The 9,444-nt window shown below is 70.3% G+C and carries 8 protein-coding genes and 1 tRNA gene; 4 read left to right on the top strand and 5 right to left on the bottom strand.

The window, feature by feature from the left end:
- Window positions 1–127: 127 nt before the first annotated feature.
- A complete protein-coding gene (hppD, locus tag ACIBM5_RS11990) occupies window positions 128–1,207 on the bottom strand; it encodes a 4-hydroxyphenylpyruvate dioxygenase (RefSeq protein ID WP_396006778.1) in 1,080 nt (359 codons plus the stop codon).
- 200 nt (window positions 1,208–1,407) lie between these two features.
- Between hppD and ACIBM5_RS11985 the strand changes: the two genes are divergently transcribed.
- Both ACIBM5_RS11985 and ACIBM5_RS11980 read left to right on the top strand, forming a co-directional pair.
- Window positions 1,408–1,941 (top strand): Lrp/AsnC family transcriptional regulator, encoded by a 534-nt coding sequence (locus tag ACIBM5_RS11985; protein ID WP_391589799.1) that lies wholly within the window; start codon window positions 1,408–1,410, stop codon window positions 1,939–1,941.
- Between the two features lie 168 nt (window positions 1,942–2,109).
- Complete coding sequence (locus ACIBM5_RS11980) at window positions 2,110–4,653, top strand: Tex family protein (RefSeq protein WP_396006776.1); 2,544 nt, start codon at window positions 2,110–2,112, stop codon at window positions 4,651–4,653.
- Window positions 4,654–4,878: 225 nt separating this feature from the next.
- Here ACIBM5_RS11980 and ACIBM5_RS11975 read toward each other — a convergent pair whose 3' ends face one another.
- Both ACIBM5_RS11975 and ACIBM5_RS11970 read right to left on the bottom strand, forming a co-directional pair.
- The gene (locus ACIBM5_RS11975) at window positions 4,879–5,454 is read right to left on the bottom strand and encodes a Clp protease N-terminal domain-containing protein (protein ID WP_396006720.1); all 576 of its coding nucleotides are present in this window, start codon (window positions 5,452–5,454) and stop codon (window positions 4,879–4,881) included.
- Window positions 5,454–5,663 (bottom strand): helix-turn-helix domain-containing protein, encoded by a 210-nt coding sequence (locus ACIBM5_RS11970; RefSeq protein ID WP_026218136.1) that lies wholly within the window; start codon window positions 5,661–5,663, stop codon window positions 5,454–5,456. The genes ACIBM5_RS11975 and ACIBM5_RS11970 overlap by 1 nt, the downstream gene beginning before the upstream one ends.
- A gap of 98 nt (window positions 5,664–5,761) precedes the next feature.
- Here ACIBM5_RS11970 and ACIBM5_RS11965 point away from each other — a divergent pair, with 98 nt between their 5' ends.
- Window positions 5,762–6,718 carry an NAD-dependent epimerase/dehydratase family protein gene (locus ACIBM5_RS11965; protein ID WP_396006719.1) on the top strand — a complete coding sequence of 319 codons (957 nt, stop codon included), beginning with the start codon at window positions 5,762–5,764 and terminating at the stop codon, window positions 6,716–6,718.
- 377 nt (window positions 6,719–7,095) lie between these two features.
- Window positions 7,096–7,179: transfer RNA gene (locus tag ACIBM5_RS11960), tRNA-Leu, on the top strand.
- Here ACIBM5_RS11960 and ACIBM5_RS11955 read toward each other — a convergent pair.
- Together ACIBM5_RS11955 and ACIBM5_RS11950 are read right to left on the bottom strand one after the other, a co-directional pair.
- A complete protein-coding gene (locus ACIBM5_RS11955; protein WP_396006775.1) occupies window positions 7,136–8,824 on the bottom strand; it encodes a recombinase family protein in 1,689 nt (562 codons plus the stop codon). The two genes, ACIBM5_RS11960 and ACIBM5_RS11955, sit on opposite strands and share 44 nt — an antisense overlap.
- On the bottom strand, window positions 8,821–9,171 hold the full coding sequence (locus tag ACIBM5_RS11950) for a hypothetical protein (RefSeq protein ID WP_396006718.1): 351 nt from the start codon (window positions 9,169–9,171) through the stop codon (window positions 8,821–8,823). Before ACIBM5_RS11950 ends, ACIBM5_RS11955 begins: the two co-directional genes overlap by 4 nt.
- Between the last annotated feature and the right edge of the window lie 273 nt (window positions 9,172–9,444).

Below are 9,444 nucleotides of genomic sequence, written 5' to 3'. Positions count from 1 at the left end.
GGGACGACCCCCAGCACGCCCCACACCCCCGCCCCCCCCCGGGGCCCCGCCCGCCCGTCCCCCGGCCGCCGCCCCGCCGGGCGCACCGGCGGCCCCACGGCCTGGGTCCTGTCCTTGGGGACCGGACCTAGAGGTTGCCGCGCCGCTCCTGCTCGCGCTCGATCGCCTCGAACAGCGCCTTGAAGTTCCCCTTGCCGAAGCCGAGCGAGCCGTGCCGCTCGATCAGCTCGAAGAACACGGTCGGCCGGTCCTGGACGGGCTTGGTGAAGATCTGCAGGAGGTAGCCGTCCTCGTCGCGGTCGACCAGGATCTTCAGTTCGCGCAACGTCTCGACCGGTACCCGGGTCTCGCCGGCCCATTCCCCGAGCGTGTCGTAGTAGCTGTCCGGAGTGGACAGGAACTCGACGCCCATCTCGCTCATCGCGCGCACCGAGGCCACGATGTCGCCGGTGGCCAGCGCGATGTGCTGCACGCCCGGGCCGCCGTAGAACTCGAGGTACTCGTCGATCTGCGACTTCTTGCGGCTGACCGCGGGCTCGTTGAGCGGGAACTTCACCCGGTGGTTGCCACTGGTGACCACCTTGGACATGAGCGCGGAGTACTCGGTGGCGATGTCGTCGCCGATGAACTCCTTCATGTTGGTGAAGCCCATGACGCGGTTGTAGAAGGAGACCCACTCGTCCATCCGGCCCAGTTCGACGTTGCCCACGCAGTGGTCGATGGCCTGGAAGTAGCGCTTGGGGTGACCGGCCGGCTTGCCGCGGAACAGCGGCTCGGCGGCGACGAAGCCGGGCAGGAACGGGCCCTTGTAGCCGGACCGGTCCACCAGCGTGTGTCGGGTCTCGCCGTAGGTGGCCAGCACCGCGGTACGCACCGTGCCGTGCTCGTCGCTCTCGTCGTGCGGCTCGACCAGCACGGTCGCGCCGTTCTCCCGCGCGAAGGCGATCGCCTTGTCGACGTCGGGCACCTCGATGGCGATGTCGGAGACGCCGTCACCGTGGGCGGCGGTCGCGACGCCGACCTCGGTGCCGGCGTGAACCTCGCCGGTGATGCGGAAACGCGCCTTGCCGGACACGAGCACGTACTCGGCGACGTCGCGGCACCCGGTCTCGGGCCCGCGGTAGGCGACGCAGGTCATCCCGAACGCCGTCGAGTAGTAGTGCGCGGCCTGTTTGGCGTTGCCGACGAAGAAACGAACATGGTCCATCGCGACGACCGGGAAGGGGTCTCCCGCCGGGTCGTGCTCGACGGCGCCGACGAGGGCGTCGGTGTCCTCAAGGGTGGTGAAGGTGCTCATGACGCGCGATCCCCTCGGAAAGGAACGGATGCCGGAAGTACACTTCCGAATGCAACATCTGACAACATCAACCCCGGGAGCTGTGCACATTGCCTAGGTGAGGCGGCCATATGCGAGACGATCTTCAGGATTCGCGCAGTAAGCTCGACGAGCTGGACGTGCGTCTCATTCGGGCGGGCCGGCAGCACCCACGTGCGGGCATGTTGGAGCTGTCCCGGGTGATCGGGGTCTCGCGTGCCACGGTCCAGGCCCGCCTGGAGCGCATGGAGGCCGCCGGAGTGATCACCGGCTACGGCCCCGAGGTCGATCTGGTCGCCGCCGGATACCCGGTTCTGGCCTTCGTCACACTGGAGATCGCCCAGGGCGGCCTGTCCGGCGTGGCCACCGCACTGAGCGCGGTCCCCCAGGTCCTGGAGGCGTACGGCACCACCGGCATCGGCGACGTGCACTGTCGGATCGCCGCCACCTCCAACCAGGACCTGCAACAGATCCTGATCGACATCAACCGCATCCCTGAGGTGGTCCGCTCCACGAGCGTGATCGTCCTGTCCGAGGTCGTCCCGATGCGCACCCTCCCCCTCCTCGAAGCCCAAAAACGCCGCCGCCCCACCCGCGTCCCGGCCCTGCGCGAGGACCCGTCGTAGCCATCGGCGCGGCCGGCCTCGTCCGGATTTCGTTCTCGGCGTACGAGCAGCGGGCCGCGGCGAGTGTTCGCGCGGGACGCACCACGGCCCCGCTGCACGACAAACGTGGGCGGGCCCGGGAGAATGCCGGGGGTGAGGCATGGTGATGAGGTGGATCGGGACGTGACGATGTCGGTGTCTGGGCAGCAGGGTTCGGAGCAGGTCGCGCGGGTGGATGTGCATCGGCGGATCGCCGAGGAGCTCGGGGTTCGGGAGGGGCAGGTCAGGGCCGCGGTCGAGTTGCTCGACGGTGGGGCGACCGTGCCGTTCATCGCCCGGTACCGCAAGGAGGTCACCGGGACCCTGGACGACACGCAGCTGCGCAATCTGGAGGAGCGGCTGCGGTATCTGCGCGAGCTGGACGAGCGCCGCACCGCCGTGCTCGCCGCGATCGAGGCGCAGGGCAAGTTGGACGACGCGCTCAAGGCGCAGATCCTGGCCGCCGACTCCAAGGCCCGGCTGGAGGACATCTACCTCCCCTACAAGACGAAGCGCCGGACCAAGGCGCAGATCGCCCGCGAGGCCGGGCTGGAGCCGCTGGCGCTCGGGCTGCTGAACGACCCCTCGCGCGACCCGGCCGCCGCGGCCGAGGCGTTCGTCGACGCGGACAAGGGCGTGGCCGACGCCCAGGCGGCGCTGGACGGCGCGCGCTCGATCCTGGTCGAGAAGTTCGCCGAGGACGCCGACCTGATCGGCGCGCTGCGCGAGAAGATGTGGACCCGCGGACGGGTCGTGGCCAAGGTGCGCGAGGGCAAGGAGGAGGCGGGCGCCAAGTTCGCCGACTACTTCGACTTCGCCGAGCCGTTCACCCGACTGCCCTCGCACCGGATCCTGGCCATGTTCCGCGGCGAGAAGGAGGACGTCCTCGACCTCACCCTCGCCCCCTCGACGGACGAGGAGGTCGACGGACCGACCGAGTACGAGCGCTCGATCGCGCACACGTTCGGCATCGTCAACCGGGACCGCCCGGCCGACAAGTGGCTCGCGGACACCGTGCGCTGGGCCTGGCGTACCCGGATCCTGGTGCACCTGGGCATCGACCTGCGCGGTCGGCTGCGGCAGGAGGCCGAGGACGAGGCGGTCCGGGTGTTCGCGGCCAACCTGCGCGACCTGCTGCTCGCGGCGCCGGCCGGCACCCGCGCCACGATGGGCCTGGACCCGGGTCTGCGTACCGGGGTCAAGGTCGCGGTGACCGACGACACCGGCAAGGTGGTCGCCACCGAGACGATCTACCCGCACGAGCCGCGCCGCCGCTGGGACGAGTCGATCGCCACCCTCGCGAAGCTGGCCGCCGCGCACCGGGTGGACCTGATCGCGATCGGCAACGGCACCGCCTCGCGCGAGACCGACAAGCTGGCCGCCGAACTGATCGCCAAGCACCCGGAGTTGGGCCTGACCAAGGTGATGGTGTCCGAGGCGGGCGCGTCGGTGTACAGCGCCTCGGCCTTCGCCTCCCAGGAACTCCCGGACCTGGACGTGTCGTTGCGCGGCGCGGTGTCCATCGCTCGCCGACTCCAGGATCCGCTGGCCGAGTTGGTCAAGATCGACCCGAAGTCGATCGGCGTCGGGCAGTACCAGCACGACCTGTCCGAACTGAAGTTGTCCCGGTCGCTGGACGCGGTGGTCGAAGACTGCGTGAACGCGGTCGGCGTGGACGTCAACACCGCGTCCGCGCCGCTGCTCACCCGGGTCTCCGGGATCGGTGCGACGCTGGCCGAGAACATCGTGCAACACCGGGACGCCAACGGCCCGTTCAAGACCCGGCGCGACCTGAAGAACGTCGCGCGGCTGGGCCCGAAGGCGTTCGAGCAGGCGGCGGGCTTCCTGCGGATCCCGGCCGGCGACGACCCGCTGGACTCGTCCTCGGTGCACCCGGAGGCGTACCCGGTGGTGCGCAAGATCGCCGCGGCGGCGGGCGGTGACGTCCGGACCCTGATCGGCGCGGCGCCCCGGCTGCGCGCGCTGGACCCGAAGGCGTTCACCGACGAGAAGTTCGGCCTGCCGACGGTGACCGACATCCTGCGCGAATTGGAGAAGCCGGGACGCGACCCGCGACCGGCGTTCAAGACGGCGACCTTCAAGGAGGGCGTCGAGAAGTTGTCGGACCTGCAACCCGGGATGCTCCTGGAGGGCGTGGTCACCAACGTGGCCGCGTTCGGCGCGTTCGTGGACGTCGGCGTGCACCAGGACGGCCTCGTGCACGTCTCGGCGATGTCGAAGACGTTCGTGAGCGACCCGCACGACGTGGTCAAGTCGGGCGACGTGGTCCGGGTCAAGGTGCTCGACGTGGACATCCCGCGCAAGCGGATCTCGCTGACGCTGCGCCTGGAGGACGAGGCGGAACAGCGCGGGTCGCGCACGGATCGTGGCGAGCGCGGGCCGCGCCCGGAGCGCGGGTCGCGTCCCGAAGCCGGCTCGCGCGAGGGTCGGCCGCAGGGCGATGGGCGGCGCGGTGACGGGCAGCGCGGCGATGGGCAGCGGGGTGGGCGGTCGGGAGACGGCCGGCAGGGCGGTGCGCGTCAGGGGGGCAACGGTGGTGCGGCCGGTGGGAGCGGCGGGGGTCAGGGACGACGGGGCGGCACGCCGCCGAAGCAGACCCGGGGTCCGCAGGGGCCGGCCGGGGGCGGCGGGGCGATCGCGGATGCGCTGCGGCGGGCCGGGTTGGTGGAGTGAGGCCGGTCGGTGGATGGGCCTGTGGGTCGGTAGGCCTGTTGGCCTGTAGGCCTGTTGGACGGTAGGCCTGTTGGACGGTAGGCCTGTTGGTCGGTAGGTGGGCCGGTCGCCCCGTCACCGGGTAGGCCGGTCGGGGTGGTCGGCGGACGTGTGGGAGCCGGGCTCGTGAAGGGCCCGGCTCTCGCCGTCCTTTGGCGTCGGGTCGATGTCGGACGAAGGCGCCGGTCAACCCGCCTGGGCCTTGGGCGCCAGTGCCCTCAGCACCGCCGTGTGGGTGACGCCGTACTCCGCGAGCAGGTCCGCCACCACCCCCGGCCGGGCCGTCAACGCGAGCAGGACGTGCTCGTCGCCGATGTGCCGTTCTCCGCGCGCGACCGACTCGCGCAGCGACTGCTCCAGCACCTTCTTGGCACCCGACGTGAACGGCACGTGCCCGGTCCGCCCCCCGCCGAACGGCCACAGCCGCCGGGTCCGCCGAACCGGCGCCAACGCACCCTCGCCGTGCGTCTGTTCGACGCGCGCGACTATCTCGCCCACGTCGATCCCGAGGTCGGCGAGCGCGGCTTCGTCGGCCTGCGAGATGCCGCCGCGCCGCCGGGCCCGGGCCAACCCGCGTTCGATCTCGTCGCGGCTCGCCACGAAGCCGATCGTGGCGAGGGCGACGGAGGTCCGCGTACCCTCCGCGTCCAACAGCGCCGCAAGCATGTGCTCCTCCTCCACGCAGGCGTGCCCGGCCCGCCGCGAATGCTCGATGGCCCCGTACACGACGCCCCGAGCGCTGCCCGTGAACCTCTCGAACATCAGTTCCTCCCGTGCTTCTTGTGCACTGCCTGCCGGCTCACTCCGAGTTCCGCGGCGATCTCCTGCCACGACCAGCCCTGTACACGCGCACTGCGCACCTGTACGGCCTCGAGCTGTTCGAGCAGCCGGCGCAGCGCGGCCACGGCCCGTAGGCCCACCCGTGGATCGCGATCCCCCGCACGGCTGGCGAGGTCGGTTGCTTCGGTCATGCATGTCAACCTACGTTGACACGGAGTGCCTGTCAACCACAATTGACAGGACCACGGTCGCCACGCTCCGCCCGCCCGACCCGGTACGGTCACGAACCATGCGAATTCTTGTACTCGGAGGCACCGCGTTCGTCGGAAGAGCGATCGTCGAGGACGCGCTGCGCGAGGGCGCGGAGGTGACCCTCTTCGGCCGCGGCCGCACCGGCACGGAACTCTTCCCCGAGGCGACCCGACGGATCGGCGATCGCGACACCGGCGACTACACCGCGCTGCGCGAGGGCGAGTGGGACGCTGTGGTGGACGTCAGCGGGTACGTCCCGCGCCACGTCGGACAGGCGATGGCGGTACTCGGCGACCGGGTCGGCCGGTACCTGTTCGTCTCCAGCCACGCGGTCTACGTCCAGTCCGGCATCGGCCCCGGCTCGGACGAGGACACCCCTCGGCGCGCACCCGTTCGCGACACCGAGGTGCTCGACAACGACACCTACGGACCATGCAAGGTCGCCTGCGAGGACGACGTACTCGCCCGGTACGGCGAGCGCGCGACGATCGTGCGGCCGGGCAAGGTGGCCGGCCCGCACGACGTGCAGGACACCTTCACGTACTGGTCCCGCCGGGCCGCCCGCGGCGGACGGATCGCACTGCCGGGCCGACCCGAACAGCCGATCCAGGTGGTCGACTCGCGCGACCTGGCCCGCCTGGTCACCCGCCTGCTGATCGACGACCGACCGGGCGCCTTCCACGCGGTCGGCCCGGCCGAACCGACCACGCTGGCCGACCTGATCGGCGTCTGCGCACAGGTGGCGGGCACCGAGGTGGAGATCGTGCCGGTCTCCCCCGACGCGGTCCCCGGCCCGTTCCCCCTGGTCTGCCCGAAGGAGCAATGGCACACCCGCCAACGCAGCGCCGCCCGCGCCCGCGCCGCCGGACTGCCGACCACCCCACTGTCCACGACCGCAGCCGACGTACTGGCCTGGGACCGCGCCCGAGGCGAACCCCCCTTGTCCGGCGGCCTGTCGGCGACAGAAGAGGCGCGACTGCTCGGTCCGGCCTGAGCGGCAGCAGGAGGGGAGGCACGGGAACAGGCGTTTCGAACACGGCAGTTGGCACCGATTCAGACCGGCCGGCCGACCGTCCGAATCCGGCCTCGATCAGGCCGGCTACAAGGCACTGTTCGGCGCGGTCGGGTAGCTGAAGGGCCTCCGACTCACGAAAACGTCGTCGCTCGACATCGCCAACCATTTCTGCCGTACCCCATCCACCGAACGGGGCATGGCGAACCCTGGCGAACCCACCCCGCTCCCGCCCCGCCCCGAATCCACCACCTCCGCCAAGCCCCAGGTCAGCCCCCTTTGGTCCCGGTCCGACTCCCCTCCGGATCTTTGATATGGTTCTCCACGTCGCCGCACGAAACACACGCGGAGACCACCCGGTCCGGGTGGCGGAATTGGCAGACGCGCTAGCTTGAGGTGCTAGTGCCCGAAAGGGCTTGGGGGTTCAAGTCCCCCCTCGGACACAGACCATAACCCCAACTTGTGCGGGTCGAAGCTTGCTTCGACCCGCACTTGTTGCGTTCCGGGGTCGTACGTGAGCTGCAGCCCAAGGGCGTCGTAGGTGCTGGCCTTGAGCTGTGGTTCCGCCTCGGCGAGCGCAGCCGGGATGTCCCCGATGTCACGCACGAGGGCTTCCACCTCCTCCCTCTCCATGCGTCGACCGCCCGTGAGGCTGTGGGTGCGGGCGAGGGCTTGGGCGCGGGTGGCTTGAACCTCTGCGGTCCAGGTCGCGATGAGCTGGGGGTCGGTGCCGGCTTCGAGGGCCGCGCGATATTGGGTGAGCTTTCGGTCGCAGTCGGTGATCACCAGAGCTGCCTCCTTCGCTGCGAGGGATTGGTCGGGGTCGGGCTGTGCGCTGTACATCTGCTCGATGGTGTCGGCGAGGCACTCGGGGGCGAAGACACCGGCGAGCCAAGCGTCGAGCGGCCGGATGAGATCCCGCTCGGCGACATAGACGTTGTCCGGGTGCTGGACCCTCCCGGCGAGGGCGTACTCCTTGGGGAAGCGGCACCGGTAGTAGAGGAGCCCCTTGCTCTGCTGGCCCTGCATGCGTCGCCGGCAGATGCCGCAGGACAGGCGCCGGCGGAGTTGATAGCAGTGGGGTGTGGGGTGACGGTCGCGCGTCTTCCGGGTGCTGCCGCGGCCGGAGAGGATCACCTGCGTTCGGCGGAAGGTCTCGATGTCGATGATCGGCTCGTGTGCCAGGCCGGTGGACCAGACCCAGTCGTCCGGGTTGTTCCACCGCATGCGGGTCTCGTGGCCAAGGGCGACGTCCTCGACGTCGATCAGTACTTCGTCCTTGCGTTGCCGGTTCCACACCTGGTGGCCGGTGTAGCGGGGGTTGGTGAGGATGGCCCGGACTGCGCCCTTGGACCATGCGAGGCCGGGGCGATGCGGGTTGCGCTTGCGGTCGTGGGCCGAAGGGCAAGGGATCTGGGAACGGGTCAGTTCCTCGGCGATGGCGTAGAGCCCCCGGCCCGCGAGGTACTCGGTGAAGATCCACACGACGACGGGTGCGGTGTCCGGGTCGGGTTCCAGGCGGTGCAGGCGCCGCCCGTCGGCGGCCTTCCCCGGGTGGGGGTGCGGGCCGGCGTCGACGAGGCGGTAGCCGTACGGGGGGCGACCGCCGAGGAAGCGGCCTTCGATGCGGGCCTGGGCGGCCATCGCGGCGCGCACGCGAACCTTGATGCGGCTGCGTTCGCCTTTCGACATCCCGCCGAAGACCGACATGATCATGTCGTGGGCCTCGGAGGTGGGGTCGATGGGGCCGCCGACCTCGGGCACCCACAACCCGACGCCGTAGTGCGCGAATACGGGTTGCGTGAGGCTGTACTGGTTGCCGTAGAAGGCGCGTTGGGGTTCGCCGATGACGACCGCGTCGAAGCCGCGGTCCGGGTCCTTCAGCGCCCGTAGCAGGGCTGCCGCGCGAGGTCGGCGCTTCCACGGCAGGGACCGTGATTCCCCGACGTCGAAGTACTCGGCCACGACCCGGCCGCCGGTGGGCTCGATGAGGGCCTGGGCGCGACCGAGTTGCCAGTTTCGGGATGCATCGGGGTCTTGTTGATCCTCAGTGGATACGCGCCCGGCGAAGGCAAACAGAGTCGTCACGACGATTCCTCGTCATCGGTGGATGAGCCACCGGTACTTCGCCCCTGCTGACGTTGATCCCGCACCGACACGAGCAGGCGCAGGAGAGCTCTCGCCACCGGCGCCGTCACGACCGGCGGAGCCTCGGGAACCACAACCCTCACGGAGGGCTCGGAGTTGTCGACCCGAGTCTCGCCCGGCAGATCGAGGGGTCGACCGGCGTGATGCGATCGTTCGATCCGCGGCGTCGATTCGTCTTGGTCTTCGACGAGTTGCTCGACATCCATGGTCTCACGGAGCGCCGGTGAGGTTTGCGCAGTGAAGGCAAAACGTGGGTGCTGCGGGGCGGGTTTTCCGGCATCACCCACGGCGCTCTCCGCGAGTCGAGACGAGAGGCGTCATGGACAGAACGCGGGGGTCGCGATGGCCGGTTACGTACCGTGTCGAGTGCAGAGTCTGTCCCTGGCGCTTGATGACCACGCCGTCGCACGCCCCGGGGCAGTGAGTGCGGGCACAGGCGTCATCGGACGGAGATCGAACGGAGCGAGGCGCGTCTCGGTTCGGTGAGTCCGCCCAACGACGGTCCGGGTCCGGACCCCTGGTCGGCTCCGGCCCGAACTCGGACTCCTCTTCAACCATCG

Source organism: Embleya sp. NPDC050493 (genome assembly GCF_044458105.1).
Lineage (GTDB): Bacteria > Actinomycetota > Actinomycetes > Streptomycetales > Streptomycetaceae > Embleya.
This window is presented reverse-complemented; position numbering and strand designations above follow the sequence as displayed.

What these genes read in the sequence shown, in the direction of transcription:
- hppD (WP_396006778.1), bottom strand. Translation starts at nt 1,207, where the DNA reads ATGGACCATGTTCGTTTCTTCGTCGGCAACGCCAAACAGGCCGCGCAC.
- ACIBM5_RS11970 (WP_026218136.1), bottom strand. Translation starts at nt 5,663, where the DNA reads ATGACCGAAGCAACCGACCTCGCCAGCCGTGCGGGGGATCGCGATCCA.
- ACIBM5_RS11975 (WP_396006720.1), bottom strand. Translation starts at nt 5,454, where the DNA reads ATGTTCGAGAGGTTCACGGGCAGCGCTCGGGGCGTCGTGTACGGGGCC.
- ACIBM5_RS11965 (WP_396006719.1), top strand. Translation starts at nt 5,762, where the DNA reads ATGCGAATTCTTGTACTCGGAGGCACCGCGTTCGTCGGAAGAGCGATC.
- ACIBM5_RS11980 (WP_396006776.1), top strand. Translation starts at nt 2,110, where the DNA reads ATGTCGGTGTCTGGGCAGCAGGGTTCGGAGCAGGTCGCGCGGGTGGAT.
- ACIBM5_RS11985 (WP_391589799.1), top strand. Translation starts at nt 1,408, where the DNA reads ATGCGAGACGATCTTCAGGATTCGCGCAGTAAGCTCGACGAGCTGGAC.